10 protein-coding genes and 1 tRNA gene are annotated in these 15261 nt (G+C 53.2%); 9 read left to right on the top strand and 2 right to left on the bottom strand.

Annotated elements, in window-relative coordinates:
• Nucleotides 1-6: 6 nt before the first annotated feature.
• The 4 genes from der (at nt 7) to ACLHIJ_RS07540 (ending at nt 5355) form a co-directional block, all read left to right on the top strand.
• Nucleotides 7-1419: a ribosome biogenesis GTPase Der gene (gene der, locus ACLHIJ_RS07555; RefSeq protein WP_411298894.1), complete on the top strand. Its 1413-nt coding sequence runs from the start codon at nt 7-9 to the stop codon at nt 1417-1419.
• Nucleotides 1420-1454: 35 nt separating this feature from the next.
• Complete coding sequence (locus ACLHIJ_RS07550; RefSeq protein WP_411298863.1) at nt 1455-1769, top strand: DMT family transporter; 315 nt, start codon at nt 1455-1457, stop codon at nt 1767-1769.
• Nucleotides 1769-2113 (top strand): DMT family transporter, encoded by a 345-nt coding sequence (locus tag ACLHIJ_RS07545; RefSeq protein WP_411296335.1) that lies wholly within the window; start codon nt 1769-1771, stop codon nt 2111-2113. Before ACLHIJ_RS07550 ends, ACLHIJ_RS07545 begins: the two co-directional genes overlap by 1 nt.
• 221 nt (nt 2114-2334) lie before the next feature.
• Nucleotides 2335-5355, top strand: coding sequence for a family 43 glycosylhydrolase (locus ACLHIJ_RS07540; protein WP_411298862.1), 3021 nt, complete (start codon nt 2335-2337; stop codon nt 5353-5355).
• A gap of 127 nt (nt 5356-5482) precedes the next feature.
• Here the strand turns inward: ACLHIJ_RS07540 and ACLHIJ_RS07535 are convergent, their stop codons facing one another.
• Nucleotides 5483-5857: a hypothetical protein gene (locus tag ACLHIJ_RS07535; protein ID WP_411296333.1), complete on the bottom strand. Its 375-nt coding sequence runs from the start codon at nt 5855-5857 to the stop codon at nt 5483-5485.
• Between the two features lie 370 nt (nt 5858-6227).
• Between ACLHIJ_RS07535 and ACLHIJ_RS07530 the strand changes: the two genes are divergently transcribed.
• Nucleotides 6228-9773: a beta-N-acetylglucosaminidase domain-containing protein gene (locus ACLHIJ_RS07530; protein WP_411298861.1), complete on the top strand. Its 3546-nt coding sequence runs from the start codon at nt 6228-6230 to the stop codon at nt 9771-9773.
• Nucleotides 9774-10276: 503 nt separating this feature from the next.
• Here ACLHIJ_RS07530 and ACLHIJ_RS07525 read toward each other — a convergent pair.
• Nucleotides 10277-10350 (bottom strand) — tRNA-Pro (locus ACLHIJ_RS07525).
• A gap of 115 nt (nt 10351-10465) precedes the next feature.
• Between ACLHIJ_RS07525 and pepN the strand changes: the two genes are divergently transcribed.
• The 4 genes from pepN (at nt 10466) to ACLHIJ_RS07505 (ending at nt 15018) form a co-directional block, all read left to right on the top strand.
• Nucleotides 10466-13012: an aminopeptidase N gene (gene pepN / locus ACLHIJ_RS07520; RefSeq protein WP_411296331.1), complete on the top strand. Its 2547-nt coding sequence runs from the start codon at nt 10466-10468 to the stop codon at nt 13010-13012.
• Between the two features lie 111 nt (nt 13013-13123).
• The gene (locus ACLHIJ_RS07515; protein ID WP_411296330.1) at nt 13124-13573 is read left to right on the top strand and encodes an FHA domain-containing protein; all 450 of its coding nucleotides are present in this window, start codon (nt 13124-13126) and stop codon (nt 13571-13573) included.
• Complete coding sequence (locus ACLHIJ_RS07510; RefSeq protein ID WP_411296329.1) at nt 13573-14328, top strand: MerR family transcriptional regulator; 756 nt, start codon at nt 13573-13575, stop codon at nt 14326-14328. Before ACLHIJ_RS07515 ends, ACLHIJ_RS07510 begins: the two co-directional genes overlap by 1 nt.
• A 174-nt stretch (nt 14329-14502) precedes the next feature.
• Nucleotides 14503-15018 (top strand): MerR family transcriptional regulator, encoded by a 516-nt coding sequence (locus ACLHIJ_RS07505; RefSeq protein WP_411296360.1) that lies wholly within the window; start codon nt 14503-14505, stop codon nt 15016-15018.
• Nucleotides 15019-15261 lie beyond the last annotated feature (243 nt).

Genomic DNA, 15261 nt, shown 5'->3' with positions numbered 1-15261 from the left:
TATGACATGATGCGGGCCAGCCTGGATGATTACGAGCTTGATGAAGACGATTACGCCCTCCTGGCAGATGATTATGAGCTAGTAGAACATGCCGCGGTTGCTCCGCGTCCGGTGTTAGCGATTGTCGGTCGCCCCAATGTTGGTAAATCGACGTTGGTGAACCGCATTGTCGGTAAACGGGTTGCGGTAGTGCAGGATACGCCTGGGGTGACGAGAGATCGGGTGTATTACGACGCGCAGTGGGCCGACCGAGATTTCACGGTGGTTGACACTGGGGGATGGGAGATTGACGTCACGGGGATTGACCGCTCAGTGGCAGTGCAGTCTGAGATCGCTATCGAGAATGCGGACGCAGTACTTCTGGTTGTTGACGCGACGGTTGGGGTTACTGATGCAGATGAGCACATTGTGGATCTCATTCGTCGTTCGGGAAAACCTGTTGTATTAGCCGCGAACAAGGTCGATTCTCCACAACAGGAAGCAGATGCGGCATATTTGTGGGCTTTAGGGCTGGGTGAACCGTTTCCGGTTTCGGCGTTGCATGGGCGAGGCTCTGGTGATCTTCTTGATCAGGCAATGCGAATTTTACCGAGGCAGTCCCAGGTCAATTATGAACGCCCAGGGGAGGGCCCTCGTCGAGTGGCTTTAGTGGGGCGCCCGAACGTCGGGAAATCGTCACTGCTCAATATGCTAGCTGGGCAAAATCGAGTTGTTGTGGATGATCTCGCTGGCACGACGCGAGATCCAGTTGATGAGCTTATCGAACTTGATGGTCAGGCCTGGACGTTTGTTGATACTGCAGGTATTCGGCGTCGGGTTCACTTGCAGCGCGGGGCAGATTACTATGCGTCTTTACGGACGCAGCGGGCGATTGACAGTGCCGAATTAGCATTGGTGTTAATTGACGCTTCTGTGGAGATCACCGATCAAGATCTGAAGGTGATGCAAAGCGTCATTGATGCCGGTCGCGCTATGGTCCTGATTTGTAATAAGTGGGATCTTGTTGATGAGGAGCGGCGCCGCTACCTTGATCGGGAGATTGAACGCGAATTAGTGCAGATGCCGTGGGTTGAACGGATTAATATCTCTGCGAAAACTGGCTGGCATACGAATCGTTTGACTCGTACGATGGAGAAGGCCTTGGAATCGTGGGATAAGCGTATCGCCACCGGGCAGTTGAATTCGACGTTGGGGGAATTGATTTCTGCTCATCCGCATCCTGTGCGGGGTGGGCGTCAGCCGCGTATTTTGTTTGCGACGCAGGTCAGTGTGCAGCCACCTCGCTTCGTCTTGTTCACTACTGGGCATCTCGATCATGGGTATCGTCGTTTCATTGAGCGGCGGTTGCGTGAGCAATACGATTTCACGGGGTCGCCAGTTGAAATTGCCGTGCGTGCCCGGGAACGGCGTAAGCGATAATCCGCGTAGATAGTCCGCGTAATTTTTAGATATTTATGGATTGGGTTATTCTCGTCGGTTCTGGGATGTGTGAAACGATCTGGGCGGTGGCTTTAAGCCGCTGTGCAGGATTTCGCCGATTATGGCCGACGCTTATCTTCGTGGGTGCTTCGGTCGTCTCTATTGCGGGTTTGGGTTTCGCGATGCGTTCTATCCCGACGGGGACGGCCTATGCAGTGTGGACGGCTACCGGCGCCTCTATGACGGTTGGGTATTCCCTTGTTACTGGCGAGGAGAAGGCCTCAATTATACGAATCGGGCTGCTGCTTGCCTTGGTGGCTTGTGTCATCGGTTTGAAGGTTGTGTCCTGATGATGCCGTGGGTAATTCTGGGCTTATCTGGTGTTTGTGAGGCCATTTGGGCGAGTGCACTGGGAGCCTCTGCTGGTTTTACTCGCCCGATTCCCCTGGTGATATGCGCAGTGGCTATGGTTGTTTCTCTGTTGGGCTTGGCGCGCGCAATGCGGTTTATTCCGACGGGGACGGCCTATGCAGTATGGACGGCGATTGGCAGTGCCTTGACGGTCATTTATGCGATTGTGCGCGGTAATGAGCCGGTAACTGTGGCAAAAGTTGTGTTTTTGGTAGGCATTATGTGCTGTGCTACTGGCTTGTCTATGACAGGTCGGCACGAATCGGAGCAAGATGCCCAATAATAGGGCTATAAGTTATATCTGTAATATGCCGGTGCGATTTATTAGGTATGTGTACCTGTGCTGGTGTGGTGGAAAGCAATATTCTGCGCCTTGCGTCGGCGCCTGGATCTAGTAGTTGCTGACGCCGCAGTATCACTATCCGAAAGGGCTTTCGTTTTATTAGTGGGAATGCTAAAGTGCCAGGTGAACAAGGTTGTTCCCGGTTGTGAAATGAGAATGAAATGAGTGCACGTTTTTCTCGCCGTTTCCTCGCCACCACTGCAGCCTTCCTGCTATCAGGAATAGGCGGCGTCAGCGTAGCAGCAGCGGATTCTGGGCAGACGCCACCTGCGCCTACCCGTTCCATTACCTCAGACGGTAACCCAATCATTCGGGACGGATCGCTATATACAGCCGATGCAGCGATGCTTGTGGACGGGGATCGGCTCTACATCTACGCCGGTCGAGATAGCGCGGCGCCGGATTACGGATCGTTTGACATGACGGAGTACGTGGTCATGTCAACGAGTGATGTTGCCGGTGGGCATTGGGATATCTGGGAAGGCAATCTGCGCCCTGCTGAGGTCTTTAGCTGGGCTTCCGGTAAGGGAGCGTATGCTGGGCAAACGGTTAAGGGGCGCGACGGCAAGTACTACTGGTACGTTCCTATTGAATCGCAAGATACGTCTGTGCCTAACCGTATGGCGATCGGTGTAGCTGTCTCTGATTCTCCTGTGGGGCCGTGGCGCGATGCCATTGGCAAGCCACTGCTCGCTTGGCGAGATGTCTTTGGAGATGCGACGAACGGGCAGGAAATCATTGATCCGCATGTATTAATAGACGGCGACCATACGTATCTGTATTGGGGATCGTGGTACACCGCCCGAGTAGTGGAGCTCGCCCCCGATATGGTGACTCGGGTGGGGGATATTCAGACAATGACGGGTCTGGATTCGTTCTTCGAAGCCCCGTGGATAACGAAAAAGGGCGATACCTACTACCTGTTATATGACTGGAAGAAGGGCGGATCGCAGTGTACTCCGTCGAACTATCAGGCCTGTATCGCCTACGCGACCTCGAAAAATCCCCGCGGCCCATGGACTTTCCAAGATGTGATTGTGGGTGGCACATCCGCAACAACAATGCATCCGGCACTCATCGAATTTAAGGGGCATTGGTACGTCACTTACCAGACCAAAGACGCGGTTAACGGTGGTCACTTCCGCCGTTCTGTCGCCATTGATGAAGTGACGTGGAATGGCGACAAAATCAACCGTGTTACCCCGACGCGAGCAGACGATCCAGCATGGCGGTTAACAACGAATATTGCCCCAGATGCCCGCGAGGTAGCGGCGTCGTTTACCGAGCAGCCGCCTATGCGCCTTGCCGCACTGAATGACGGGCGGGCACCTGCAGCGTTATTGCCACCAGATCAGTGGGGGAACTATCGCGGGGTAACGAATACAGTTCCTTCCGATTGGGTGCTTTACTCGTGGGATAGTGCGGTGACGATCACCGGCATGGGAGCAATGTTCCATCGCGATGGGAACTGGATTCGCCCGCCCGCGTCCTACACTGTGGATTATTTGGGCACTGACGGTAACTGGCATCCCGTTGCGTTACGAAGCACTCCGCGCGAAGTGGATACCTGGAATCAGATTGATTTTGCTGAGCCAGTGACCGCATATGCATTGCGCATGACCTTAACTGGTGAAGCGGAAGGTCCGTATTATCATTCGGTTTCCATCTCAGAGTGGGAAGTATATGCTGCACCGACGGGTAGCCCGCAGCTTTCTCCGGTGGTAACTAAGGTCGGCACGCCGCCACCTATGCCTGAGGGGATTCGTCTCGGAGAGCAATGGCGGTCAGTGCGCTGGGAGAAGATTGATCCTGCGTCTTATGCCCAACCTGGTCAGTTTACGGTTCGCGGGCGAGTCCTCGGATATGACACGAGTTATGTGACGCAGGATGTGACGGTAACGGCTTCGGGGCAACAGCCGGATACCCCGGATACGCAGGCGCCAACCTTGGCTTTGGGCACTATTGTGCAGGCGAGTGCCGACGGGTGGTATCGCACTGCCGTACCGATGTGTGCTTTAGGAAATGATGACCAGGATTACGCGCTGTCATATTCTGGCACTGTGGATGCTCAGCCCTGGGTAGCGCAGGAACCAGCTCACCAGCACTGCGTGTCAATTACGGGTGACGGGACGCATACGATTACCGCCATTGCGCGTGATCGTCACGGCAATACCTCCTCGTCGGTAAGCCAGAGTGTGCGCATTGATACGGTGGCGCCGACGGCGGAGGCACAATTGCGTGGCCGCTCAGCAGTTGTGAATGCTCATGACGAGCTCTCTGGGGTTCATTCAATGATGTATCGCTTTGATAATGGGCCGTGGCACTCAGGTGATGTAGGAGCGGAGATTGCCCCGCCAGACGGCATGCAGCACGTATTGGGCTATCACGTCTTCGATCGTGCGGGCAATATCGCTTCCGGAGAGTTGACCATTCCTTTTGATCCGAGCGCGCCAATGACCGGCAATATCGCACCCTATGCCAGCCCATCTGCGTCATTTACTGCGAGTTGGAATACCGTGTCGGGGTTGAATGACGGGACGATGGCTCCGGGCGTGGCTGATCCAGCTTTGCGCGGTAAAGAGTGGGGAACTTGGCCACAGGTAGGGGAGATCTCCGCCACCTTGCAGTGGCCGCAGGCAGTTACCGTTGGATCGGCTGCGGTGTGGTGGTTTAGTGATTCTCCTGATGAGGCCAATGCCGGTATGATTCCGCCACGTGAGTGGAAGATTCAGTATCAGCAGGGGGATCAATGGGTTGATGTAGTTCTCGATCCAGGGCAATCTTATGCGCGGGAGCGCGATGTGTTTAATACTGTGAAGTTTGCGCCGGTTACTACCTCGGCGTTGCGGGTTGTTATGCAATCCTGGGGCGCCCATGAGGGTGAAGGTTCGCCGGGCATCTGGGAACTTCAGGTAATGGCTGCGGAGAATCAACCGACGCCGTCACCTGCACCACAACCGAATCCCTCCCCAGATCGTCCGGTGCCTGCGCCGCAACCGCAGCCTGCGCCAGGTAGCTCACCACAGTCAGGCGAACAGGTGATTGCCTCTCATGAAGCGCCTAGTGCTTTGCCGCATACCGGCGCGCAGCTTGCCGGTATGGCGATTGCTGCACTGGCAGTTCTGCTCGTTGGTAGTGGACTGTGCGCCGTGCGTATTCGCCGAAAGGTCGCGATGTCGTAGCTGCAGGGTGTGCTAAGCAGCAAGTTAGCAGCGGCTAACTGTTAGGCAATTGGTGCTGTATGGTGTTGGGGCTGCGCAAGAACAGCGCGGCCCCAACACCACATACATACATGCACGCTTCCAGGTACTATTTGAGGTTGCCGTCTCTCGCCGCTTCTTCGTCGGTATGTAATCCATAAGGATGCTCAAGTGGTAGTATCGGGCGATTGCCAATAGGCATTTGTGTATGAACTAGTGCGGAAACGTATAACAGTTCCAGTGTGCACGCTGATGGGCTATCGGGGATAAGCCCGCAGACTACAGCAATCCGTATCGCAGACTCGGTTTCTTCAAGGATTGTGCGCGCCCCAAAACAGCGCGGTGAACCAACAGCAAAGAAGATACGCACGTGGTGGTCATCGATTATCTCGCTGTGTTGCCACGGTGTTACTACTTCATGATGTAGATCGAAACGCGGCTCGATATCTTGCTCAGTATCTCCAATATCTTCGGTATTGTTCACTAATTTTTCTTTCCAGTTAGGGGCAGTAGTTCTGCTGGTCGATACGTCACTCGTCGTAAGGATATGGGACTTAAGGCTAAGTGACAGTAAACGCTGCCCAGATTATTTAACGATAACAAAAGGGGTTTAATTAACGGCTAGCTATGCGCTAGCAGAGTAAATACGCCAAAAATACGTCCTGTTTAAGGCGAGAGAAACAGAAACAGACTTACCGCTTTAGAGGCTGTGTCAGGTTAGTCCACGAATGTCGGAAAACCCTCAGTAATCAGTCGGAGTTGCTGCTTTTGCCTTATTTAACAGTGTTGTTACTGTCACAAGCGGGCACTAAGATGGGAGAGTCCTTTACTGCTACGACAGAAACAATGAGGTTATGAAACGAGCACGTTCATTGCTATCTGTAATCACGGCCGGCGCACTTGCTTTTGGTACGCTCTATTCAGGGCTAGTCGGCAGTGCTGCGCCAGCACATGCAGATGATTCAGCTTCCACGTCACAGATTTTGCCCACGCCGCAATCTGTGGCTGCGTCAGCGACTCCGGTTGCATTATCGGGAACAGTGGCGGTCACGGGTACCGGCATGGCAGACGCAGCAACCGCAGAAAGTATCCAGGAGCTCGTTCGTGCTGCAGGAGGCACGATCGCAACTGATGATGCTGCTGCACGAGTTATTATTGGCACTCTTGGTGATCCTGCCGTCGCCGACGCTCTGAAAAAGGCTAATGTTGAGAACTCCTCAGCTTTGGTCGCAAATGGGTACGTGTTAACCACAGCGCTCATTGACGGCGTTCCCACGGTGATCATTGAAGGAAAAGATGCTGCCGGAACATACTACGGAACTCAAACCGCGCGGCAGATGCTCAATGGAGGCTCGCTGACGGGTACCGTCCGTGATTGGCCGTCAATGCCGATCCGTGGTGTCATTGAAGGCTTCTATGGGCAGCCGTGGTCGCATCAAGCTCGGCTAGATATGTTGGAGTTCTCGGCAAAGCACAAGATGAACACCTATATCTACACGCCGAAAGATGATCGCTACCTGCGTGCCCAATGGCGCGCGCCCTACCCAGACGCAGAGCTAGCAAAGATTCGCGAACTGGTCGATCAGGCCAACCGCTATCACTTAGATTTCGTCTTTGCGATCTCTCCGGGTAACGATATTTGCTATTCGAAGCAAGAAGATTACACGGCGACGATCAATAAGTTTGAGCAACTGCGTAGCATTGGTGTGCATTCTTTCTATGTGGCGCTTGACGATATTAGCCCGTACCTGAAGTGCCAGGAAGATTTCGCGGCTTTCCCCTCACGCGGTCCGTGGACCCAGTTAGCAGATGCGCAGAGCTACTACTTGAACAAGATCCAGAAGGAGTGGATTGTTCCGAATAAGCTCAATCCGCTGATGATGGTTCCAACTAACTACAATGGTTCCGCACGTGATCCATTTAAGACGGCACAAGGTGAACGTCTTGATAAAGACATCCGGATGCAGTGGACGGGTGAAGGTGTGTTCTCCAAGGAAGTAACTCGATCTTCCGTTGATAGCGCTCTCGTCACCTACAACACGCATCACATGTTTATTTGGGATAACTTCCCCGTCAACGATGGCGATCGTAACCGACTATTCCTCCAGCCACTGTTTGGGCGAGATCAAACCCTGCATGAGGTGTTGGACGGATTCACCTCAAATCCAATGATCCAGCCCTATGCCTCCTGGATTGCACTCCAAGGTTTTGCTGATTACACCTGGAATACGCCAGGATTCAAAGCGGATTCCTCACAAGAAGCGATTTTGCGCGAGCTGGCAGGCACAGATCCTAAGGTCCATGAGATCCTCGATGCTTTTGTGGATCTAAACCAGTACTGGGAATCCCATGATCCAGATTCCAAGCGAGCACCGAAGCTCAGCGTTGATCTAGCTGAGTATGAAAAGCATTTGGGTACTGACGGGGTGATCTCGAATACCGCCTCCTTGACCACTGCCAAGCAGCAACTGGCCAAGCGCCTTGAGGTTATCCGTCAGGCTCCGGAAACGCTGAAGAAGATGGCTGTTCCGGGATTCTATAACGACGCTGAACCGTGGATTCGTGCGGCTGCCGAATGGGCAGAGGCCTCGTTGAAGGCATTGGATGTGCGGGAAGCGGCGCAGTGTACGGATATGAAGGCTGCGGCCGAGGCGTATGCGAGTATGCGCCAGCACGTTAACACCGCTCGTCAACCAGCAGTTGATGACATGGATTCAAACTTCGTTTTGAAAGAAAAGTCGATTATCCCTAAGGTTGGCGACGGCAAGTTTGATGAGATGGTCGATGGAGCGAAGAGCTCTCTGGAGAAACTCCTCGATTTGAAGGCTGTTGATCTTGGCGCTGCCCCAACAGTTAAGAGTGATTTCGGACATTACGATAAATATGTGCCAGAGAATATGCTCGATGGCAATACTGAGACAATGTACTGGTCCAATGCGAGCCCCGATGTTGGTCAGGGTGTCCAGGTTGATTTGCAGGCAACGAAGTCGGTTTCCGCCATTGTGTTGCACCAAGGGAAATCCGATACGGATACCGGCGGCGACGTGGTGACCTCTATGAAGGTTAAATCCTCCATTGACGGTCAGAAGTGGGATGAAATCGGAACGTACAACGATCTGGCAAAGGTAGAAATTAAGCTCGATCAGCCGAAGGAGATGCGTTACGTGCGTTTTGAATCGGCCGTCAAGTCTAATAAGTGGTGGCAGATCCGGGAAATCATTTTCGCTATCTCTGGTGGAATGCCGATGACAACGGATCTTCCGCTGCAGGTGGGCGCTGAAGCGCCGATGGCTTTTGACGCAAACCTCAATACGGCGATGCTTGCTACCGGAGTACCTGAGAAGGGTGGTCATCTTACTTACACGCCGACGTCTGCCCAGGATGCAAAAGCTGCCGTGCTACTAGGTACGGCAAAGGGCAAGGCGCAGATTAAGCAGGGTAGTGGGGAATGGACGGACCTCGGTACCGTCTCCGCGGATAGCCCGTTCTTTGCATGGCCAATCACGGGTGGAAATGTTACCGGGCTGCGCCTGTTGGTAGATCCGGATTCACCAGCCCCGTCTATCACGGAATTTGGTTTACGTTCCGAGGCTTTGCCGCAGGCGAAGTGTGCTCCTATTTCGGTAGCACCCGTACAGCCAGAGCCTCCGAGCTACGCACCAAAGATCACTGGCCCGTCGGATCCGGTTGCAGTTAAGACCCCCGTTACTATTACGGGAACTGGTTTTGCTGCAGACGAGGACATCGACTTTGTCATTATGATTCCGCGGGCCAATGATGCGAGCGGAGCTACTGATCCATTCCCGATCGGCAAGTGGCCAGCAGATGAGAAGGGCGACGTAACCTTTACCTTCACGGTTCCTGGCGATTTGGCTCCTGGCACGTACACGATTCAGGCACTGGGGACGACGTCAAAGGCTCCTGCGACAACGCAGTTGACGGTTAAAGGAGCAGATGTTGTTCCACCGGCACCGACGATTAATCCCAGCTTGGATGTGCCCGCACAGGCGTCACCTGGGCAGGCCATCGCGGTTTCCGGTAGCGGATTCGCCCCGAATCAGCAGCTTGTATTGCGCCTGACGCCGATGACGAATCCGGATAATTCGGCACAGCCGGCGAAACCGGCCTTCTCTCAGACCCTTACAGCTTCTGCAGACGGTACGTTCCGAGTGAACCTTCCGTTGGACGCTGCTTTGGCGTTGGGGCTATACCGTGTAGAGGTAACGGGAACATCCCCAGATGTTGTGGTTGCTAAGCCGCTGAAGCTGGTTGCCCCTGAGGCAAAGCCCGCACCTGGGCTATCACACACTGGCGCGAGCGTTTTGTTCGTTGCGATCTTCGCAGCGATGTTGATCGCAGGGGGAGCAGTCCTCACGTTGCGCGCTAGCCGTCAGAAGTAATACGCAAGCTAATTTTGCTTGATGTGGTGGGGAAAGGTTTTCTTTCCCCACCACATGTATATATGCGCCCAATACGTGGCTTATACTGCCTCGCTCTTTGCGACGCCGATACGCTAGCCAACTCGGTATATCGACGTATTGATTGCGTTAGAGGCGGTTGCTGCTGATGCTATGTATCAGAAGATTGCGTATGTTCGGTAACGGCTTGACCAGGGCAGAATTACTGCACCCCAATAGCAGCGCGCACAAGAGCTCACTGAGCTCCAGAGAAAGCTACTCGGGGCCGCTTGCGACCCGCGCACAAGAACCCGTACTGCAAGCCCACGGGCGTATAGGTAATGCGTTGAGAATGGAAAGAAGATCTTTATAAACAGCAGCGGCACGAGATGGCATGCCGTTGGGTGAGGCCTCGGGAATCTTTTCATTTTAGATCTCTTTTACCCCCCCTCACTTCTAAAACAGAAAGCCCTGAACCACTTTTCCTAGTGATTCAGGGCTTTTCGTCGGGCTAGCGGGATTTGAACCCACGACCCCTTGACCCCCAGTCAAGTGCGCTACCAAACTGCGCTATAGCCCGTACGACGCCTCTCATCTTATCTGACGTCGGGCGTGTAACCAAAATGTAATTCCTATCGGCAATGTGACATCACATTAGTTTTGCATCATCGAAATATGCGCGATTAAATGGGGAGGTGAATGATAATCTTTCCCGTCTTGAGGCTCAACAGCGCGCTCAACACGTCAACATCCACGAGTATTTCATTGATCTGGACGTGCGAGATGCGGTCCTGGATACCCCGTATTTTGACGTTCTTTCCCGTATTAATCTGCATTGTGATACGGCATGTGATACCTTTCTCGATTTCGTCGGTCATGAGGTAAGCGCGGTTGCCATTGACGGCATACCGCAGCCGATCGTTTTTGACGGGGCGCGTATCGCCGTACAGTTACCTAGCGGGGATCATTCCGTATCCGTGCGAGCACGTGGGGTGTATTCCACAAGTGGGGAAGGCCTACATCGCTTCACGGATCCAGAAGATAACGAGACGTATCTTTACAGCCAATTCGAGCCTGCCGATGCTCGTCGGGTATTTCCTAATATTGAGCAACCCGATATGAAGGCCCAGTTCACTATCAGCATTGCAGCTCCGGCACATTGGATCGCGTTATCCAATCGCAGCGCTATTCACGTCGAATCCTGTGAGGCTAATAGCGCCGGAATGGCCTGTCAGCGTCATTCGTTCGCCCAGACGAAGCGGATGTCTACCTATCTCACGGCCTTCATTGCTGGTCCATATCATCGTTTCACTGACCAGGTAGATGTTGATGGGCAACAGATTGATCTAGGGTTCTATTGCCGGAAAACCTTGGCACAATACTTCGATTTCGATGATATATCGACGGTGACGAAGCAAGGTCTGCGATTATTGCCGCACACCTTTGACTATCCCTATCCGTGGGGGAAGTACGATTCGGTTTTCGTTCCGGAGTACAACCTCGGAGCAATGGAGAATCCTGGCTGTGTGACCTTCTGTGAAGATTCGTATATCTTCCGCGGGGAGTCCACCCGTGCGCAACGCGCTGGACGAGCAAACACTATCCTGCACGAGATGAGCCACATGTGGTTTGGAGATTTAGTTACTCCGCAGTGGTGGGATGATCTGTGGTTGAAAGAGTCTTTTGCCGAATTTATGGGAGCGTGGGCCAGCGTTCAGGCCACTCAATACGTTGAAGCATGGGAGAATTTTGCCGGTAGTCGGCTGATGTGGGCCTTGAAGAATGACCAGTACCCAACAACCCATCCTATTGTGGCTGATATTCCAGACTTAGAGGCTGCTGATCAAGCTTTTGATGGGATCACCTATGCAAAGGGCGCGGCTGTCTTGCGTCAACTTGTTGCCTGGGTTGGGGAAGAAGCCTTTTTCGCCGGTGCTCGTCAGCTTTTCCGGAAACACGAGTTTGCAAACGCCACCCTCGCTGATTTCCTTGACGCTTTATCGAGCGTATCCGGCAGAGACGTTCGCACCTGGGCGGCGCAGTGGTTGGAAACAGCAGGCGTCTCCACGGTTCAAATTGAACGGGAAGAATCTGGTGTGCGCCTGACTCAGATTGGTGATGACCCGCTCACTGCCACGCCGATTCGTCGTCCACACCGTCTGCGTCTTTCCCGATGGACTCGTTGCACTGGTGGCGAGGAGGGAGACTCGCGTAACCTGACGCGCCGTGGGAGTTGCGAGATTGAGCTGGTCGATAGCGTCGTTGTGCCGTGGGAGGAGTTAGGCGGTCGTGATTGTGAGTTGCTCTTAGCAAATGACGAATCCCTGTCGTATATCAAGATTGCTTTGGATCCGCAGTCTGTTGCGGCTGCTTTAGAATGTGAGCTGGATAATCCGCTGTCTCGTTCGGTGCTGAGTGGAACGTTGTGGAATATGGTGCGCGACGGGCGCCTCGATCCGAGCACCTATCTGAATTTTGTGCTGAATTCCGCGCCGGATACTCCGTCTGATCTCCTTAATACTCGCCTGAGTACTGCATTAAGTGCCTTGCGCTCGTTTACGGATTGCCAGGTTCGCACGCAGTTACTTGACGAGTTCTTCACTCGTGGCTGTGCTGTGCGTGAGGAGGCCACAGGTGATTCCCGACTGATTTGGACTCGGATATTAGCCCGTATTGGGGAGTCACTGCCGCATCGGGCTGAACAGTTACGCGCAATTCTCAGTTCAGTTACCGATGCTGACGTGCAGTGGAAGTATCTGACGGCGTTGGCGGCGATTGACGCAATAGACCAGGCAGAACTGGATGCGCAGTTGGCACGCACCGGAGCAGCCTGTGATGTCGTTGCACATCGTGAGGCTGTTGCGTCGTTGCCTGGGCATTGTGCTCACGCATTTGCTGAGATTCGTGGGGGAAAGCTTTCTAATGACCACGTTTCCGCTTTGATTGACGCTATGGTGAAGCCGTTGCGTTATGCGGAACGTTGTGCGGCAGTAGGCGATTATTTCGCTATGGTAAATCAGGTTTGGGCAGATCATTCTCAAGAGATTGCCGAGCGCATTATTTATGGCTTGTATCCCTTTAGTGACGATGTGCCGGGCGAGGAGAATGTGCAAGAGCGTGCGGCTAGGCAGTGGCTGAACTCAGTGGATGCGGCACCGGCTTTACGTAAGGTCATTCTGGATTGCCATGACGATCATCTGCGTATGTTGCGTGCTCAGCGGGCGTATCGAGCCACTGCCTAAGCACGTGTGGTAGTGCAGGCTTTGTCAATCCGTGAACAAAATGAGATCCGCCATGACACGAGCAGCGTCGTCGGATACAGTTAAAGGAACGAAGATACGAGGAGCATTCCAATGGCAGATTACGAGGTTCACCCGCACGGTCAAGATCCGACGTCAACCTCACGATTAACAGCCGTTAGTGCTGCTAGCGTTGATTATCAGCCAGCGCGTCATGGTCTTGATGCTGAAGATATTGCAACCATCAAAGCGTTGCCAGCAACGTCGGCGCTGTTGATTTCGGTTGCTGGTCCGAATATGGGTGCTCGTTTCTTGTTGAATGCCGATTCTACGACGGTTGGGCGGCATCCGAAGTCGGATATTTTCCTTGATGATGTGACCGTCTCGCGTAAACATGCGCTGTTGTTGCGTTCTGGTCAGGATTTCTTTGTACGAGATTCTGGTTCACTTAATGGCACATACGTCAATATGGAGCAGGTGGAAGAGGCAAAGCTGGAAGACGGAGACGAGGTTCGTATCGGTAAGTTCCAGCTAACGTTCTACTCAGCACCTAAGGTCAGCTAATGACGCCAGCATTTTCAGTTTCTGCTGCTCGTTCACCGCAGGGAGCTTTTTCTTGGCCGCATGAGGTTTCTCATGTGCCCACGTTGAAGATTGGTGAGCTTATTGCGCAATTGCAGGGGGAATTTCCGTTTTTGGCAGCCTCAAAGGTGCGGTATTTTGAGTCTCAAGGGCTGATTGAGCCGCATCGAACGGAATCAAACCAGCGGTTATTTTCTTCGGCAGATGTTGAGCGCTTGCGGTTTATTCTTATTGAGCAGCGGGATAGGTATGTGAGCTTGCCGCAGATCAAGGAGATGCTTCGGCAGTTGGATATGGGCTTGGTTGCTCGGGAGCATCCAGCTCGTATGAGAGCTGTTTCCAGTGGGGAAGTGGTGCGTCCAAGTCCGGGTGCTCGTTTGCATAAGGATGAATTAGCTTCGCTTACTGGCGCGTCACTAGCAGATATTGAGGAATATATCGCTATTGGTTTTCTGCAAACTGACGCTCGTGGGCGTTTGACTGCTCAAGCTGTTGATATCGTGCGCTATGCCATGATGTTAACTGAGCAGGGGATGGATTTGCGGAGTTTGCGGCAGGTTCGCACGGCCGCACATGCGCACGCTGTTAATGTCGTGCAACTATTGGCTACTGAGCGTGCTCGAAACACGCCGGTAGCACGCGAACGGGTTGCCAACGAATCTGCAGAATTCGCTGGAATGCTGTCACATCTGTATCGTGCATTACTTTTTGAAAATATTGACGTGGAGCTTCGCTAAGAACGCAATAGTTAAAGTTATACTTGAGACACGGCTATACGACACACTGAGCGAAACTCAACTTCGCAATGGCGCAATCCACGCAGGATAGGCGCACTGCGGAGACACACGAATGAAGGAGGGGACGTGAGCGACGCAGCAGCACGCAACGTTCATCCGCAACTTACGCAGGGGATGCTGTTTGGCGAACAAACTTCTCATCAGGATGCTGACTGCGGATACCGCGGTCCGGCGATTTGCCGCGCCTTGGGGATTACCTACCGCCAGCTAGATTACTGGGATCGTATTGGTTTAGTAGAACCGACGATCCGCTCAGCTCATGGATCTGGTTCGCAACGGCTATATTCTTTCCGCGATGTTCTCGTCCTAAAAGTCATTAAGCGCCTGTTGGATACTGGCATTTCACTACAGCAACTGCGTAAAGCTATTGCTCAGCTAGAGTCCTATGGGGTAGCAGATCTGGCGTCAATTACCTTGATGAGCGATGGCGCTTCTGTGTATTTGTGCACGTCAGACGATGAAGTTATTGATTTGATTAACGGCGGTCAAGGGGTTTTCGGCATCGCAGTTGGTCGAGTGTGGCGAGAAATTGAGTGTGAACTTTCGGAAATTCCCGCCGAACATGCCGAAAATAGCGCTATAGTAGATGAACTAGCGTTGCGCCGCCAAGCGCGACGTGACGCGATGTAATAAGAGTCCACGTGCGTGCTCCTCGCACATGCACGTGGAATAAGGGGTCGCCTTTGTGCGGCCCCGTCTTTTATTTCCGCGCTTTATGCTGGTCACGCCCCGCAGAGATAAATATGCGGGTTATAGGACAAAATGTGTTGCTATTTTTCGGGTTTTTCGTTGTGTTGATGCGCGAAAGTGGGGGTTTTAGTTGGTTGTAGTCAACTAATTGGTCGGACAAATTGTGTTGCTTTTGTCGGGATT

It is taken from the genome of Trueperella sp. LYQ141, from assembly GCF_046599555.1.
Lineage (GTDB): Bacteria > Actinomycetota > Actinomycetes > Actinomycetales > Actinomycetaceae > Trueperella.
This window is presented reverse-complemented; position numbering and strand designations above follow the sequence as displayed.